Source organism: Bradyrhizobium ingae (assembly GCF_055791185.1).
On sequence record NZ_JBVUBB010000039.1, the window covers coordinates 39,274 to 54,693 of the forward strand.

Here is a 15,420-nt window from a genome sequence, read left to right on the forward strand (position 1 = left end):
ATTACTGTATTTTCAGGGCCTTTCTTCACGCCAAGCTGATTCCACGGCAGCTCAAAACGCGCTACGCAACGCCCCATGTCGACGACTTCGATCCTGCCCGCCGGAACGCGCGCGAAAAGCCGTTTGAGCCCCAAACGACTGGCCGCCTGGCTGATCGCCAGCGCCACCGATCCCAGGACCCGGCTGTGGCTGGTGATCCAGCTCGCCATCCTCCATGCGGTGATCTGGACCTTCATCCTGATCAATCTGAAGGCAGCGCAGGACGTTCATATGGACGTCGCAGAAGCCTATGCCTGGGGCCAGAAATTCCTGCTCGGCTATGGCAAGCACCCGCCGCTGTCGGGCTGGATCGCGGGGCTCTGGTTCATGGTCTTCCCGCCGAAGGATTGGGCGACGTATGCGCTCGCGATGGCGACCGTCAGCGTCGGCATGGTGATCTGCTGGCGGATTGCGCTGCGCGTGGTGGACGCCAGGCGCGCGTTTTTCGTCCTGGTGATGGTCGCGCTCTACCCGATCTTCAATTTCAAGGGCTTCAAGTACAATCCGGATTTGTTGCAGCTCGTCACGCTGCCGCTCCTCGTGCTCGCTTATCTCAACGCATTCGAGAAACGGAGCTGGCAGTCCGGCGTGCTGCTCGGGCTTGCCGGCGCGCTCGCGCTGATGACGAAGTACTGGGTCCTGACCATGATCGGCGCCATCGGCCTTGCGGCGCTGATCCATCCGGATCGCCTCAGGTTCCTGGCCTCGCCGGCGCCATGGGTTGCGATCGCAACGCTGCTTGTCGCGATGATCCCGCATGGCATCTGGCTTGCGGATGCGCATTTCGTGCCGCTGACCTATGCCGGCGACACCTACAGTCTCACCGATCGCGCCCAGATCGACGAGCTCGTGCGCGGCTACGCCCTGCATAATGTCGCGCTGCTTGCACTCCCGGTGGCGCTGGCGGCGCTGGCAATGGCGCTGGTGCCGCCGTGGTGGAGATTGCTCCTGCGCGATCCCCTGGCGATCGTCACCCGCGCCTGGGCGCGTGGCGGCAATCCCGGCGTCGACGTGTCACAGGCGCTGAACATCTGGATCATCCAGATCATCGTCGCGGTCGGGCCGCCGCTCGGTGCGCTCGCCTTCGGCATCTACATGAAGACCGACTGGGGCATCTCGCTGTTCTTCCTGGTGCCTCTGGCACTGGTCTCGATCCCGACGCTGCGCGTGCAGCGCGCGAGCCTGTTCAACGTCACAGCGATCTGGCTCGTGCTGTCGCTCGCGACGCTCGCCGCATCGCCCTGGATCGCCGCACGCGAGATGGCGGCCAATGCCGGCAACACCGCAACCTATGGCGCGCGTTCCGAGCTCGCACGCGAATTGACGCAAGCTTGGCGCACGCGCTTCGGCTCACGCTGGCCGATCGTCGCCGGCACCATGGAAACCATCCAGCCGATGGCGTTCTACAGCCCGGATCATCCGAGTCCGTTCACGCCGCACGAAGCCTGGAGCTCCGGCCTGACCGCAGCGGAGGACGTCAAGCGCCTCGGCTTCATCGGCGTGTTCGATCCGACCGACGGACGCGCGAACGATTTCGACAAATGGGTCAAGGAGACCGCGCCGAACGCGGAGCGGATCGTGATGACGACACGCCGCTTCACCCATGGCAAGGCGGGCCCTGCGATGACGTGGAACGTCTACATCGCGCCACCGGGAGGGTGAATCGGATCGCGCTAATACAAGGGTGAGCAAAGGCGCACTTGCGCCGTGCCCGCCACTTCTGTCGAGAATTAGAGAATGGTGGGCACGCTTCGCTGCCACCCTGCGCAGCTTCATTCGCCGCTGCGGCTTTAAGTCCCTTCCTCGTTGAACTTGCTTTCAACGAGCTCGGTGATCGCGGCGAGCGCGGCTTCGGCGTCATCGCCTTTGGCTGAAACGGTGATCGTCGTGCCGGGGCCTGCGGCCAGCATCATCAATCCCATGATCGAGGTGCCGCCGACGGTCTCGCCGCCCCGTGTTACCCAGACCTGCGCACTGAAGCGTTCCACCGCCTGCACGAACTTCGCCGACGCGCGCGCGTGCAGGCCGCGCTTGTTGATGATCAGCAACTCTTTGGAGATCGCCCCGTCGGGCACGCCAGCTCCCGCAGGAGCACTGGCCTCACTTCCAAGTGGCACGTCGTCGCTCATTTGCCGGCGAGCACGCGGCTGGCGATGGTGACGTATTTGCGGCCCGCTTCCTGGGCCATCGCGATCGCGTCGGGCAGCGCGCGTTCCTCGCGCACCTTGGCGAGCTTCACCAGCATGGGAAGATTGATGCCCGCGAGCACTTCGACCTTCGGTCGGCTCATGCAGGATATTGCAAGGTTGGACGGCGTGCCGCCGAACATGTCGGTGAGGATCGCAACGCCGTCGCCGGAATCGACGCGATTAACCGCCTCGATAATGTCGCTTCGACAGAGATCGGAATCATCCTCGGCGCCGATCGTGATCGCTTCGATTTGCTTTTGTGGGCCCATGACATGCTCAAGCGCTGCCTTGAATTCGTCGGCAAGGCGCCCGTGGGTCACAAGTACTAGACCAATCATCGGAAAACTCCTCGCGGGCGCTTTTGGTGCACCGCACGAACGCGCCACTTTGACCATCCAGAGCCCCTGCGCAAGAGGGGATGTTGCGTATCTCCCTGAATCTAGACGGATGGATGAGGGGAGGTGCGCCGGTCTATTCGGTCGCGATAGTGGGGTTCATATGGTTACCATTTCCCTTCAAACAATCGCCCCAAGGCTTAAGGGAGGATTAACTCTTGGTAGTGGTCAGGGCCGCGACAACCAGGGGGAGGGGCTGATAGCCGGCTCCGACCGGGATTCGCGGTAATTCAACACCGGAAATGATGGTTTTCAGGGCCTCGAGCGGCGGCAGGCGCTCGGCGTCGGGCGCGGCGAGATCGACCACGAGGCCGACGGTCGCATGCTCCACGAAGTCGCAGCGGCGGATGCCGAGCCCGCGGATCTCGATCAGGCCGGCCAGGACGGGGGCAGGGCGGACCACAATTTCGTTGCCGACTGTCGCCAGATGGACACGGTCATCGCCCACCAAAACGGCAGCTCCGATCGTCCCGGCGCGGCCTGCCATGATCAAATCGAAGGCAAGGCGCGACTTGCCGGCGCCCGAGGGCCCCCGGATCAGCACAGCCATATTCCCGATTCTGACCGCAGAGGCGTGGACGCTGGCGCCGTCCTCGCTCATAGCGCCGGCAGCCTCACCACGAAGCGCGCGCCGGCAACCGTGGGCAGGCCGTCGGCGTCCTGGGGACCTGTGCGATTCTCCGCCCAGATGCGTCCGCCGTGGGCCTCGATGATCTGCTTGGAGATCGACAGGCCGAGACCGGAGTTCTGGCCGAAGCCCTGATGCGGGCGGTCGGTGTAGAAGCGCTCGAAGATGCGCTCCAGTGCGTCCTCGCGGATGCCGGGGCCGTCGTCGTCGACCACGATCTCGATCTCCGCGCGGACGCGGCGGCAGGTCATGCGCACCTTGTTGCCGGGCTCGGAAAAGGACTGCGCGTTCGACAAGAGATTGGAGATCACCTGACCGAGTCGCGAATCGTGGCCGTTTACGGCCAGGCCGTCGGTCGGGCCGCGGCCCTCGAAGCGGGTTTCGACCGCGACGTCGTGGCCGAGCTTGGTCTCGTTGGCGACCGAGGTGAGCGTCGTCAGCAGGCGCCTGAGATCGACGGGGATCGCATCCTGCCGCTGCAATTCGGCGTCGAGCCGGCTCGCATCCGAAATGTCCGAGATCAGCCGGTCGAGCCGCTTCACGTCGTGCTCGATCACTTCCAGCAGGCGCCCGCGGCTGGTTTCGTTGCGCGCCAATGGCAGGGTCTCGACTGCCGAGCGCAGCGAGGTCAGCGGGTTCTTCAGCTCGTGCGCGACGTCGGCGGCGAACATCTCGATCGCTTCGATGCGGCGATAGAGCGCGTTGGTCATGTCGCGCAGTGCGCCGGAGAGATGGCCGATCTCGTCACGGCGGCGGGTGAAGTCGGGGATCTCGATGCGGGACTTGGTGCGGCGGCGGACGCGTTCGGCGCTGTCGGCGAGGCGCCGCACGGGACCTGCGATCGTGCTTGCAAGCAGCAGCGACAGCATGATCATGACGGCGGCTGCAACGCCGCCTACCTTCAGGATCGCCAGCCGCTCGGCGGTGACCATCTGGTCGATGTCGTCGCCCTGGGTGGACAGCATCAAGGCGCCATGGATGGCGCGCGAGCGCAGCACGGGGACCGCGACCGAGACGATCACCTCGCCGCGCGAATTGACCCGCACCATCGACCGCTTCTGGCCCTTCAGCGCGTCACCCACCTCGTCATAGCCATTGCCGTTTTCGGGCCCGAGCTCGCGATAGAGCGGCAGGTCGCCGCGGTTGAGCCAGGTGCGCACCGAGGTCATGCCGCGTTCGAGGATGCCGGGCTTCTCGGATGGCGGCGGCAGGTCGTAGCGCAGCACGTTCTCGAGGTTGCGGCTGTCGAGCAGGAGGATGCCGTTGGGGTCGTAGATCCGCGCGCGGGTCTTGGTTGGCGAGATCAGCGTGCGCAGCACCGGCGCCACGCGCTCCGGATTGATCGGGAAGTCCAGCGGCGAATATTCGTCCGACCCGCCATAGCTGTCGCCGAGCTTGAGGTCGAGCAGACGGTCCGGGTCGATGGTGATGGCGTTGGTCTGCACCGTCGCGGAGGCCGCGATCGCGCCCGCGATGATCTCGCCCTGTACCAACAGGCTCTGTGCGCGCGCGTCGATCAGGCCGGCCCGGAACTGCGACAGGTAGAGGATGCTCGCGACCAGCGCGACGAGGCCGGCGAGGTTCAGCGAGACGATGCGGCGGGTGAGGCTCGAGAAGGAGAGCGCGAAGAAGAACTGCCCGGCGCGCTTCAGCCAGTTCAGCGGCCGCCAGCCCTGCGCGACCTGCTTCTCCTCAGCCGAATGGTCCTGAACGCCCGCGGATGCGACATCCTCGGCGTTCAGGCTGGAATCAGGCTGTGTCCGGTCAAGCAATGCTCACGCCCGCGTTAGGACTGGTCGTGCGATTGGTCCCCGCATCTTAGCCGAGACCGACAATCCCGTCAGTCCACAAAGTCCCCGAAAGAGGCGCGCTCGCCTCAGGCTTCCTTGAAACGGTAGCCGACGCCGTAAAGCGTCTCGATCATCTCGAACTCGTTGTCGACGACCTTGAACTTCTTGCGCAGCCGCTTGATGTGGCTGTCGATGGTGCGATCGTCGACATAGACCTGGTCGTCATAGGCGGCGTCCATCAGTGCGTTGCGGCTCTTCACCACGCCGGGCCGGGTCGCGAGCGCCTGGAGAATGAGAAATTCGGTGACCGTCAGCGTCACCGGCTCGTTCTTCCAGGTGCAGGTGTGGCGCTCGGGGTCCATGCGCAGAAGGCCGCGATCGAGCGCCTTGGCGTCGTTCTCCTTCGGCGCGGCGGTCGGGTCCTTCGGCGCCGAGCGGCGCAGCACCGCCTTGACGCGCTCGACCAGCAGCCGCTGCGAAAACGGTTTGCGAATGAAATCGTCGGCACCCATCTTGAGGCCGAACAGCTCGTCGATCTCCTCGTCCTTGGAGGTGAGGAAGATCACCGGCAGGTCGGACTTCTGGCGCAGCCGACGCAGCGTCTCCATGCCATCCATGCGCGGCATCTTGATGTCGAGGATGGCAAGATCGGGCTGCGTGGTGCGGAAGCCGTCCAGCGCCGAGGCGCCGTCGGTGTACGTCATGATGCGGTAGCCTTCGGCTTCCAGCGCGATCGAGACGGATGTGAGAATGTTGCGGTCGTCGTCGACCAAAGCGATTGTGGGCATGAGCCTCTGCTTTCCGTTGAGGTCGTGATCTAGAACGGCGAGCAATCAGTGATGCGCCGTATACATGGGCCCCAACCCGGGGTTCGAACCTTGTCACCGAGCAATGCAAGCTGGGCTGAAGTGTGACCAAAGTTCCTCGAAACGCGGCAAAACAGCCGCGGTCCGACCCATAACCAGGCCCCGTTTAACCCCGAAAAGGCCGGCCTTGCAACCCGTAAAAGCCGGAAAACCGAAGAGAATCAGATGCAACCGACCTCCGATTTCGACCCCGGAAAGCTCGCCAAATCGCTGCTGCGGCGCTGTCGGCAGGGAGCGCTGGCGACCCTGATGCCCGGTACCGGCGATCCCTACTGCTCCCTGGTCAATCTGGCGAGCCACCCCGACGGCTCGCCGATTCTGCTGATCTCGCGGCTTGCCGTGCATACCAAAAATATCCTCGCCGACGGTCGGGTCTCGTTGATGCTGGACGAGCGCGGCCCCGGCGATCCCCTGGAAGGAGCCCGAATCATGCTGTCGGGACGCGCGGAGCAGGGGATGGAGGGCGAGCTGGAGCTCCTGCGCCGACGTTACCTTGCCGCCCATCCCTCCGCAGAAGACTTTGTTTCGTTTAAGGATTTCTCCTTCTTTCGAATCAAGCCGTCCGGAACCCATCTGGTCGCGGGATTCGGCCGTATCCTCGATCTCGAGCCCGAGCGGTTCCTCACGGACCTCGCGGGCGCTGGCGAACTGCTTGAAGCCGAGGAGGGCGCGGTCGCGCACATGAATGCCGACCATCGCGACACCATGAGTCTGTACGCGACAAGGTTGCTCGGCGCAGCCGAAGCCGACTGGCGCTGCACGGGTTGTGATCCCGAGGGCCTGGATATGCAGTCGGAACAGGCCGTGTTGCGGCTCGAATTCCCCGAGCGGGTGATGGATGGCAACGCGCTCCGCAAGATGCTGGTCAGACTGGCGGGCGAGGCGCGGGCCAGGGCCGGCTAACAAGGGCCGGCTAGCGACAGCCGGCTTGAACGGCGGCGCCCATCGCTGCGACCCATGGTCAAGCAATTTGGCCCGGGTCGGGAGCGAGAATTTTTATGACACGATTTGCACGTTTGGCGCTGGCAGCTTGCCTTGCGCTCGCGCTGGGCGCATCCCTTGCCACATCCGCCAGTGCCCAGAATCTCGCCGCGCAAAGCGCAGAGATCAACGAGCTCAGCCGCGCCGGCAAATATGCGGAAGCCTTGTCACTGGCGCAGGCCATGGTGGCAAGCCTCGAGAAGGGTAACAACGGCCGCGACCTCGCCGGCGCGCTGAATAATCTCGCGCAAGTCTACGCCGCGCAGGGCCACGACGATCAGGCCGAGCCGCTTTACAGGCGCGCGGTCGCTTTGCTGGAAAAATCTCTCGGCCTCGACACGCCGGAGATCGCGCCCGAGCTGAACAACCTTGCCGCGCTCTATCAACGGCAACAACGCTTCGCTGAAGCAGAGCCGCTGTTCAAGCGCGCGTTGACTATCCGCGAGAAGACGCTGTCACGCGAACATCCCGATGTCGGCCAATCCCTCAATAATCTCGCCACGCTCTACGTGAAGCAGGAGCGCTTTGCGGACGCCGAACCGCTGTTTCAGCGCGCGCTGGCCATCTATCAGAAGGCAGGCGGCCCGGAGCATCCCGCCGTGGCGACGCTCCTGAACAATATCGGCCAGCTCGATCGCGACCTCAACCGCGATGCGGATGCGGAGGCGCCGATCAAGCGCTCGCTCGCGATCCGCGAAAAGGTGCTGGGCGCCGATCATCCCGATGTAGCGCGCTCGCTCAACAATCTTGCCGGGCTCTATGAGCACGAGCGGCGTTTTGCCGAAGCCGAGCCGCTCTATCGTCGCGCGCTGTCGATCCGCGAGCGTGCGCTCGGGCCCGATCATCCTGATGTCGTGACCTCCACCGGCAATCTCGCTTTCTTCCTGCAGGCGTCGGGAAAGACCGCTGATGCGCTGCCGCTCGCAGAGAAGACGCTTGCTCGCAATGGCTCGCAGCTCCGCGTCGTGCTGCCGGTCCTGTTTGCCGCGCGGCAGCAGCAAATGCTGACTGACGAGAAGGCGCTGGACGAGGCGCTCGCGGCCATCCAGCGCGGCACGCAATCCTCCGCCGCGACGGCCGTGAACAAGCTCGCAGTGCGGCTTGCCGCCGGCAGCGACCGGCTCGCCGAGCTCGTGCGGCGGGATCAGGATCTCGGCGCAGAGGCGGACGCGCTCGACAAGGCGATGGTCACCGCGGTCTCGAAGCAATCCGCGCAGCGTGATGCGGCCGCCGAGCAACGCAACCGGCAGCGCCTTGCGGCGATCGCAAGCGAGCGCGCGAGCTTGCAGAAAACGCTTGCCGTCGAATTCCCGGACTATGCCTCGCTCTCAAATCCGCTGCCGCTGGCGGCAAAAGAGATCCAGGCGCTCTTGTCGGCCGATGAAGCGATGGTGCTCTATGCCATCGTCGAAAGGGAGAGCTATGTCGTCGCCATCACCCGCGAAGGCGTCGACTGGAAGCAGATTTCGCTCGGTACCGACGCGCTTGCACAAAAGGTGTCGGCGTTCCGCAGGGGGCTCGATGTCGGCAAGGCTGGCGATTCCTCGGGCAAATCGGGGCTGTTCGATCTGGCGCTCGCCAACGAGCTCTATCTGACGCTGGTCGGGCCGGTCGAGACGCTGACAAAGGACAAGCGAAGCCTGCTCGTGGTTCCCTCCGGCGCGCTGACTGCCTTGCCGTTTCATCTGCTCGTCATCGAGAGGCCTCAAGCTGCGATACCGGAGACGCTCGAAGGCTATCGCGGCGCTGCGTGGCTGTTGCGGCGCCACGCCGTCTCGGTGTTGCCCTCGGTGGTCAGCCTGAAGTCGCTGCGAGCCTTTGCGCGCAGGGATCAGAGCGTCAAGCCGATGACCGGCTTCGGCGATCCCGTGTTCAATCCCGCGCAGGAGGCGCCTGCGGGCCGGCGCGCGACCAAGGCTGCAGCGCGCAGCATTGCGACGCTTGCCTATACCGATTTCTGGCGCGGTGCCGGCGTCGATCGCGCACGGCTCGCCCGGGCGCTGCCGCAACTGCCCGATACGGCCGACGAGCTGAGCGCCGTGGCGAAGGACGTCGGGGCTGCCGAGACCGATGTCCATCTCGGCCGCGACGCCAGCGAGACGACGTTGAAGCGGGCAGCGCTTGCCCAATACAGCATCATCTACTTCGCCACCCATGGTCTCGTCGCCGGTGACGTCAAGGGTTTGGGCGAGCCTTCGCTCGCGCTTTCGATGCCGGATCAGCCGACCGACTTCGACGACGGCCTGCTCACGGCAAGCGAAGTCGCGCAGCTCAAGATCAATGCGGACTGGGTCGTGCTGTCGGCGTGCAACACCATTGCCGGCGACAAGCCTGGCGCTGAAGCGCTGTCGGGACTGGCGCGCGCGTTCTTCTATGCCGGCGCGCGTGCACTTCTGGTCTCGCATTGGGCGGTTGATTCCGAAGCTGCCACCCGGCTGACCACATCGACCTTCGATTTGCTCAAAAACGAACCGGGACTCGGCCGAGCTGAAGCATTGCGACGCGCGATGTTAACTTTTCTCGATGACGCCTCGTCACCGCGCAATGCCAATCCCGCAATGTGGGCACCCTTCGCGCTGATCGGAGAAGGTGCAGCACGATAGAGCAGCGCTGGAATATCAGTGGCGGATTGTGCGTTGCAAAACCCTGTACAACGTTGATTTGCCTATTTGGTTGCGCGATCATCGCTTGTTTTCGGCGTTCGCGTTTCAGGGCAGGCATGCGCGGCTTTTGGCCCGGCCCTTGAATAAACCAAATCGTACGGGATCAGCTTGGCAACGCCAGCGTTCATCAGTATTAGGTCGTCCAGCCGAGGCCGGACGGCCTATTATTCACGGTGGCCGCGATGGATGGCGCTCAAAGATGATCGCGCCAGTTATGCGGGTTCTAGGAGGATTTTTCGTGCAAGAGACGGGCGTGCGCAACGGTGCCTTCGGCGCCGACAAATTCGGCTTAAGGAATCTCAAGCGGGTTCATTGGAATCTCGGCGCGCCACAACTTTACCAGTACTCGCTCTCCGCGGGAGAAGCGGTGCTCTCCGCTGATGGTGCGCTCTGCGCGGACACTGGTGAGTTCACCGGCCGTAGCCCGAAGGACAAGTTCACGGTGCGCGACGCCGCCACCGACAAGAAGATGTGGTGGGCTGGCAACCAGTCGATCACCGCGGAGCAGTTCGAAGCGCTCTATCAGGATTTCCTCAAGCATGCCGAAGGCAAGAGCCTGTTCGCGCAGGACCTCTATGGCGGCGCCGATCCGGCCTATCGGATCAAGACGCGCGTCTTCACCGAGCTCGCCTGGCACTCGCTGTTCATCCGCACGCTCCTGATCCGTCCCGAGGCGATCGAGCTGTCGACCTTCGTGCCGGAGCTCACCATCATCGACATGCCGAGCTTCCGCGCCGATCCGAAGCGCCATGGCTGCAAGTCGGAGAACGTCGTCGCGATCGACTTCGCCCGCAAGATCGTGCTGATCGGCGGCTCCTACTACGCCGGCGAGATGAAGAAGTCGGTCTTCACCACGCTGAACTATTACCTGCCCGAGCGTGGCGTGATGCCGATGCACTGTTCGGCCAATGTCGGCGCCAAGGGCGACACCGCGATCTTCTTCGGCCTGTCCGGTACCGGCAAGACCACGCTGTCGGCAGATCCGAACCGTACGTTGATCGGCGACGACGAGCACGGCTGGGGCCCGAATGGCGTGTTCAATTTCGAAGGCGGCTGCTATGCCAAGTGCATCAAGCTGTCCCGCGAAGCCGAGCCCGAGATCCATGCCGCCTCGACGCGCTTCGGCGCGGTGCTCGAGAACTGCGTGCTCGACGAAGACACCCGCGTGGTGGATTTCGATGACGGCTCCAAGACCGAGAACACGCGTTCGGCCTATCCGCTCGAATTCATTCCCAACGCCTCGCGCACTGGACGTGCGCCGCAGCCGAAGAACGTGGTGATGCTCGCCGCCGATGCCTTCGGCGTGCTGCCGCCGATCGCGAAGCTCTCGCCGGCGCAGGCGATGTATCACTTCCTGTCCGGCTACACCGCGAAGGTTGCCGGTACCGAGCGTGGTCTCGGCAATGAGCCGCAGCCGGAATTCTCGACCTGCTTCGGCTCGCCCTTCCTGCCGCTCGACCCAAGCGTCTACGGCAACATGCTGCGCGACCTGATCGCCCAGCACAATGTCGACTGCTGGCTGGTCAACACCGGGTGGACCGGTGGCAAGTACGGCGTCGGCAGCCGCATGCCGATCAAGGTGACGCGCGCGCTGCTCACCGCCGCGCTCGACGGATCGCTTCGCAACGTCGAATTCCGCACCGACAAATATTTCGGCTTCGCGGTTCCGACCGCGCTGCCGGGCGTGCCGAGTGAGATCCTCAACCCGGTCAACACCTGGAAGGACAAGGACGAGTTCGACAAGACCGCCCGCGCGCTGGTCGGCATGTTCCAGAAGAACTTCGCCAAGTTCGAGGCCCAGGTCGACGCCGAGGTGCGTGCGGCCGCGCCGGATGTGAAGCTCGCGGCGGAGTAGCTTCGTCGGTAGAAATGCAAAAGGGCGGCCGCGAGGCCGCCCTTTTTGTTGTGCCCGTTGGCACGCCTATACGCTGCAGCAATTGCTGTGGCCGCAAGCCACACACTCGGTGTCGTCCCGGCGAAGGCCGGGACGACATTGGTTTGAGATGCGAAAACTCCTCTGCTACTGCCTTTGCGGCAGGAGCGTCGCGTCAGACAAACAGCTACACCTTGAAATACGCGATCTGTGTCGTGGTCGCGAGCAGGCGGCCGTTTGGCGACCACAGTTCGCCGGTCTGATCGCCGTAGCTGCGATGAAATATCTTGGCGTCGGCCGTCGCGAGCACGCGCGTGAGGTCCTCGGCGGCAAGCTCCTCCGCGTCGGTGTGGAAATAGGTCGTCAGCGACACCGTGCCGAACGGCACCAGCTCGCGCCGCGTGTGGAAGATGCGGCCGAAGAACGCGTCCGACATCGCCATCAGCGACAGCATGTCGAGCTTGCGCGGCGTGCGGTCGCTGATCCAGACCTTCGAAAAGGTACTGGCCAGTTCTTCGTTGCCGGCGCCGATCCGCATTTCGCCCTCGACGAAGCGGAATTCGTACTGGTTAGCCCATGATGCCTTGATGTTCGGAAAGGGCAGTGTCTGCTCAAACGGTGTCGCGTCGGGACACTGTGCCACCTGATGCGACCAGGATGGACGGCGTTCGGCAAACACGGCGATCGCCAGCGTTGCGACCTCGCCGCCGTCTTGTGACAGCTCGACACTCCAATGCTGGCTGGAGCGATTGGCCTTCACGAGCCGGACGTCGAGATCGAACGCGCCCTTCGCGATCGGTGCGCAGTAATTGATGGTGAGCGCCAGTGGATCGCCGGCGCGTTCCGGATGATCGATCAGCGCGCGCAAAATCGTCGCGGCGGTAGCGCCGCCGAACGGGCCGACGAAGGCCCAATAGTCGTCACTGGTGTGTCCCTGCCAGCAACTGTCGCCGGCGGTGACGTGGGTCGCCTCGTCGAAGAGGTGTGGAAGTTTGGCGTGCATTCCTAGTCCTCGATACCGACCCAGTCGTCATTGCGAGGAGCGAAGCGACGAAGCAATCCAGACTGCGGCCGCGGAATGATTCTGGATTGCTTCGCTTCGCTCGCAATGACGAACGTTGAGGCGAGAGTGACCATCAGTGGCGTCCCTCGCTTGGAGATGATGACGGTCATATCATCATGGTCAAGAAATTATGCAATGACCTCGCAGGTAAACTCTCGTCATTCCGGAGCGCGCGAAGCGCGAGCCCGGAATCCATAGCCACAGGCGGTGGTTGATTATGAGAGATCCTGGTTGCCGCCTGTCGCCATAACCGCTCCCTGGGGTTATGGCCTTCGTCGGGACGACATCTGAGAGTGGGCGGCAGTGTGCACGCTTGACGGATTCCGGTGCACGGAAATATCAGCCTGCCGCGCCGCGCTGGTCCTCTGCTTCCTGAAACGCGGGCGTGGTCGGGTGCACCGGCACGTCCCAGATCTCCTCGGCATATTCGCGGATCGTGCGGTCGGAGGAGAACCAGGCCATGCGCGCGACATTGAGGATCGAGGCTCGTGTCCAGGCCGGCGCCACTTGCCAGCGCGCGTCGATGCCGCGCTGCGCCTCGTAATAGGAATCGAAGTCGGCGCTGACCATATAGTGGTCGAGATAGCGCAATGCATGCGCGATGGATTCGAAGCGGCCGGGATCGCCGGGCGAGAACTCGCCGACGGCGATCGAATTGATGGCGCGCGAGAGCTGCGGCGATCTGCGGATCACGTCGGCGGCATCCAGGCCCTGCTTGCGCCGGATCATCACGTCGCCGGCTTCCATGCCGAAGATCGCGATGTTCTCGGCGCCGACATGATCGCGGATCTCGATATTGGCGCCGTCGAGGGTTCCGATGGTGATGGCGCCGTTCAGCGCCAGCTTCATGTTGCCGGTGCCGGAGGCCTCCATGCCGGCGGTCGAGATCTGCTCGGAGAGATCGGCCGCCGGAATGATAACCTCGGCGAGGCTGACATTGTAGTCCGGCAGGAAAGCCACCTTGAGCTTGCCGCCGATCGCGGGATCGTTGTTGACGACCTCGGCGACGTCATTGATCAGCTTGATGATCAGCTTTGCGTAGCGATAGCTCGCCGCCGCCTTGCCGGCAAAAATCTTCACCCGCGGCACCCAGTTGCCGTCGGGGTTGTCCTTGATGGCCTGATAGAGCGCCACCGTCTCGATGATGTTGAGGAGCTGGCGCTTGTATTCGTGGATACGCTTGATTTGCACGTCGAACAGCGCGCTCGGGTCAACCTTGATGCCGAGCCGCTCGCCGATCACGCGGGCGAGCGCCGTCTTATTGTGATGCTTGACGGCGCGGAATTTTTGCTGGAACGCGACGTCGCTGGCGCGCGCCTCCAGCAGGGAGAGCTGCGTGGGATCGTCGAGCACGGCCTCGCCGCAAGCCTCGCGCAGAAGGTCGGTGAGCTTCGGGTTCGCCAGCATCAGCCAGCGGCGGAAGGTGATGCCGTTGGTCTTGTTGGTGATGCGGCCGGGATAGAGATGATTGAGATCGTGGAACACGGTCTCGCGCATCAGGTCGGAATGCATCGCCGACACACCGTTGATGCGGTGCGAGCCGACGAAGGCGAGCTGGCCCATGCGCACGCGGCGGCCGCTCTTCTCGTCGATCAGCGAGACCGAGGCGCGGAAATCGATGTCGCCCGGGCAGCGCGCTTCGGCCAGCGCCAGATGCTGGACGTTGATGCGGTAGATGATCTCGAGGTGGCGCGGCAACAGCCGCTCGAACAGCTCGACAGGCCAGGTTTCCAGCGCTTCCGGAAGCAGCGTGTGGTTGGTGTAGGAGAGCGTGGCGACCGTGATCTTCCACGCCTCGTCCCAGCGGAAGTTATGCAGGTCGATCAGGATCCGCATCAGCTCGGTGACGGCAAGAGACGGATGCGTGTCGTTGAGCTGCACCGCGACCTTCATCGACAGGCTGCGCAACTGTCCGTCGGCGGACAGATGCCGCTTGACGAGATCCTGGAGCGAGGCCGAGACGAAGAAATACTCCTGGCGAAGGCGCAGCTCGCGGCCCGCCGGGCTCTCGTCATTCGGATAGAGGAACTTGCAGATCGCTTCCGCGCGCGCCTGCTCGGACGAGGCGCTGACATAATCGCCTGAATTGAACACGTCGAGCTTCAGCGGATCGGGCGAGCGCGCCGACCACAGCCGCAGCGCGTTGACGTGTTGGCCGCGCCAGCCGACGATCGGCGTGTCATAGGCGATCGCCTGCACGGTCTCGGCCGGATGCCAGATCGAGCGGTCGCGGCCCTTGTCGTCGATATGTTCGACGGCGCCGCCGAAATGGACGTGATAGACGACTTCCGGTCGCTGCAACTCCCAGGGGTTGCCGAAGCTTAGCCATTCGTCCGGATATTCCTGCTGCCAGCCCTGATTGATGATCTGGCGGAACAGGCCGTAGTCGTAGCGGATGCCGTAGCCGATCGCGGGAATCGACAGCGTCGCCATGCTCTCCATGAAACAGGCCGCGAGCCGCCCCAGGCCGCCATTGCCGAGCGCGGCATCCGGCTCGCACTTGCGCAGCTCAGGGAGCGAGACGCCGAGATCGCCGAGTGCGACCTCGAAGATATTCAGCAGCCCCATGTTGTTCAGCGCGTCGGTGAAGAGACGGCCGATCAAAAATTCGAGCGAGAGATAGTAGACGCGCTTGCGCCCGGCATCGTAGCTGCGCTTCTCCGCGCTGAGCCAGCGGTGCACGATGCGGTCGCGCAGCGCGAGAGCTGCGGCCTGGTACCAGTCGTGCTTCGTCGCCATGCCGGCGTCCTTGCCGATGGCAAGGCGCAGCTTTGCAAGGATCGCGCCCTTGATCTCCGTCAGCGCCAATTCGTCGGTGGGCTGACCGGGTGCGGGAAAATTCGGCTGGAACGATTGCTCTTGCAAAACAGTCTCTTCTTGGTCTCGGGAACAAAGCTTGTGCACCAATCTTACGCGGATGGGCGCGAGAGCGG

General features: G+C 63.9%; 12 protein-coding genes. 4 read left to right on the plus strand and 8 right to left on the minus strand.

Going from position 1 to position 15,420, the window contains the following annotated elements:
• Nucleotides 1-75 precede the first annotated feature (75 nt).
• Nucleotides 76-1,701 (plus strand): glycosyltransferase family 39 protein, encoded by a 1,626-nt coding sequence (locus ACV1FX_RS35070; protein WP_473122108.1) that lies wholly within the window; start codon nt 76-78, stop codon nt 1,699-1,701.
• 128 nt (nt 1,702-1,829) lie between these two features.
• On the opposite strand, the gene ACV1FX_RS35075 is transcribed toward ACV1FX_RS35070, so the two are convergent.
• The 5 genes from ACV1FX_RS35075 to ACV1FX_RS35095 form a co-directional block, all read right to left on the minus strand.
• Nucleotides 1,830-2,168: an HPr family phosphocarrier protein gene (locus ACV1FX_RS35075; protein WP_473122109.1), complete on the minus strand. Its 339-nt coding sequence runs from the start codon at nt 2,166-2,168 to the stop codon at nt 1,830-1,832.
• On the minus strand, nt 2,165-2,566 hold the full coding sequence (locus ACV1FX_RS35080; protein WP_011090868.1) for a PTS sugar transporter subunit IIA: 402 nt from the start codon (nt 2,564-2,566) through the stop codon (nt 2,165-2,167). The genes ACV1FX_RS35075 and ACV1FX_RS35080 overlap by 4 nt, the downstream gene beginning before the upstream one ends.
• A 208-nt stretch (nt 2,567-2,774) precedes the next feature.
• Nucleotides 2,775-3,224: an HPr kinase/phosphorylase gene (locus ACV1FX_RS35085; protein WP_473122110.1), complete on the minus strand. Its 450-nt coding sequence runs from the start codon at nt 3,222-3,224 to the stop codon at nt 2,775-2,777.
• The gene (locus tag ACV1FX_RS35090; protein ID WP_473122111.1) at nt 3,221-5,023 is read right to left on the minus strand and encodes a stimulus-sensing domain-containing protein; all 1,803 of its coding nucleotides are present in this window, start codon (nt 5,021-5,023) and stop codon (nt 3,221-3,223) included. Before ACV1FX_RS35090 ends, ACV1FX_RS35085 begins: the two co-directional genes overlap by 4 nt.
• A 104-nt stretch (nt 5,024-5,127) precedes the next feature.
• Nucleotides 5,128-5,829: a response regulator transcription factor gene (locus tag ACV1FX_RS35095; protein WP_027520846.1), complete on the minus strand. Its 702-nt coding sequence runs from the start codon at nt 5,827-5,829 to the stop codon at nt 5,128-5,130.
• Between the two features lie 243 nt (nt 5,830-6,072).
• Here ACV1FX_RS35095 and ACV1FX_RS35100 point away from each other — a divergent pair, with 243 nt between their 5' ends.
• From ACV1FX_RS35100 to ACV1FX_RS35110, 3 genes are all read left to right on the plus strand, one after another.
• Entirely contained in the window at nt 6,073-6,810 is a 738-nt protein-coding gene (locus ACV1FX_RS35100; protein WP_473122112.1) for a HugZ family pyridoxamine 5'-phosphate oxidase, read from the plus strand.
• Between the two features lie 95 nt (nt 6,811-6,905).
• Nucleotides 6,906-9,491: a CHAT domain-containing tetratricopeptide repeat protein gene (locus tag ACV1FX_RS35105; protein WP_473122113.1), complete on the plus strand. Its 2,586-nt coding sequence runs from the start codon at nt 6,906-6,908 to the stop codon at nt 9,489-9,491.
• A 298-nt stretch (nt 9,492-9,789) separates the two neighbouring features.
• Complete coding sequence (locus tag ACV1FX_RS35110; RefSeq protein WP_473122114.1) at nt 9,790-11,406, plus strand: phosphoenolpyruvate carboxykinase; 1,617 nt, start codon at nt 9,790-9,792, stop codon at nt 11,404-11,406.
• Nucleotides 11,407-11,611: 205 nt separating this feature from the next.
• Here the strand turns inward: ACV1FX_RS35110 and ACV1FX_RS35115 are convergent, their stop codons facing one another.
• From ACV1FX_RS35115 to ACV1FX_RS35125, 3 genes are all read right to left on the minus strand, one after another.
• Complete coding sequence (locus tag ACV1FX_RS35115; protein WP_473122115.1) at nt 11,612-12,427, minus strand: acyl-CoA thioesterase; 816 nt, start codon at nt 12,425-12,427, stop codon at nt 11,612-11,614.
• 2 nt (nt 12,428-12,429) lie between these two features.
• The gene (locus ACV1FX_RS35120) at nt 12,430-12,597 is read right to left on the minus strand and encodes a hypothetical protein (RefSeq protein WP_473122116.1); all 168 of its coding nucleotides are present in this window, start codon (nt 12,595-12,597) and stop codon (nt 12,430-12,432) included.
• Nucleotides 12,598-12,826: 229 nt separating this feature from the next.
• Nucleotides 12,827-15,352, minus strand: coding sequence for a glycogen/starch/alpha-glucan phosphorylase (locus tag ACV1FX_RS35125; protein WP_473122117.1), 2,526 nt, complete (start codon nt 15,350-15,352; stop codon nt 12,827-12,829).
• Between the last annotated feature and the right edge of the window lie 68 nt (nt 15,353-15,420).

Excerpts from the sequence above, each read along its gene's own strand:
- ACV1FX_RS35080 (WP_011090868.1), bottom strand. The coding sequence starts at position 2,566 with ATGATTGGTCTAGTACTTGTGACCCACGGGCGCCTTGCCGACGAATTC.
- ACV1FX_RS35105 (WP_473122113.1), top strand. The coding sequence starts at position 6,906 with ATGACACGATTTGCACGTTTGGCGCTGGCAGCTTGCCTTGCGCTCGCG.
- ACV1FX_RS35095 (WP_027520846.1), bottom strand. The coding sequence starts at position 5,829 with ATGCCCACAATCGCTTTGGTCGACGACGACCGCAACATTCTCACATCC.
- ACV1FX_RS35120 (WP_473122116.1), bottom strand. The coding sequence starts at position 12,597 with ATGACCGTCATCATCTCCAAGCGAGGGACGCCACTGATGGTCACTCTC.
- ACV1FX_RS35070 (WP_473122108.1), top strand. The coding sequence starts at position 76 with ATGTCGACGACTTCGATCCTGCCCGCCGGAACGCGCGCGAAAAGCCGT.
- ACV1FX_RS35085 (WP_473122110.1), bottom strand. The coding sequence starts at position 3,224 with ATGAGCGAGGACGGCGCCAGCGTCCACGCCTCTGCGGTCAGAATCGGG.
- ACV1FX_RS35115 (WP_473122115.1), bottom strand. The coding sequence starts at position 12,427 with ATGCACGCCAAACTTCCACACCTCTTCGACGAGGCGACCCACGTCACC.
- ACV1FX_RS35075 (WP_473122109.1), bottom strand. The coding sequence starts at position 2,168 with ATGAGCGACGACGTGCCACTTGGAAGTGAGGCCAGTGCTCCTGCGGGA.
- ACV1FX_RS35100 (WP_473122112.1), top strand. The coding sequence starts at position 6,073 with ATGCAACCGACCTCCGATTTCGACCCCGGAAAGCTCGCCAAATCGCTG.